We start from the raw sequence: 591 nt of genomic DNA on the forward strand, positions 1-591 counted from the left end.
ATCCTTTCGTCGTGCTGTTGATTCTGCCTTCCTATGACCTGTTCGGACTATTATGAGAAATGCTATAAATCCTCTCATTGTACAGGTACGGTAGAAGTTGAAGTTCCTGTAAAAGATAATAAGCCAAAAAGAACAGCACGTTTGGAAGTTAGATTTGGAAAGTTTATGATGAATCCATCTAAGAATAATATTAGGCATAAGACGGAAGAACTACCTAAATTACCACTTTATGCAGTTTATGTTGTTGAGAAAACTCCACTTCCCTTAAAAAAAACCGCTAGAATGGATGCTATTAACGAATCTTTCAGTTAATACTTTCGATGAAGCTGTTGAAAAAATTAGTTGGTATTGCCTTAGATGGAAAATAGAGATATTACATAAAATTTTAAATTCGGTCTCAAAGTTGAAGAATGTACGCTTGGAATAGCAGAAAGACTAATGAGATATCTAACAGTTATGAGTATTATTGCTTGGAGGATCTTCTTTATTACATCAATTGCAAGAGCTAACCCAACATTACCATGTATAGCTCTTTTTACAATAATCCGAACAGATCATAATATGCTACTGCTCTACCATAGCCATAAGCAC

General features: G+C 34.3%; 1 pseudogene. It reads left to right on the top strand.

The annotated features are described in order from the left end of the window. Nucleotides 1–66: 66 nt before the first annotated feature. A pseudogene (locus OZD68_RS00015) lies at nucleotides 67–591 on the top strand (IS4 family transposase); the annotation flags it as partial.

Source organism: Wolbachia endosymbiont of Drosophila bicornuta (assembly GCF_028982105.1).
Taxonomy (GTDB): Bacteria; Pseudomonadota; Alphaproteobacteria; order Rickettsiales; family Anaplasmataceae; genus Wolbachia; species Wolbachia pipientis.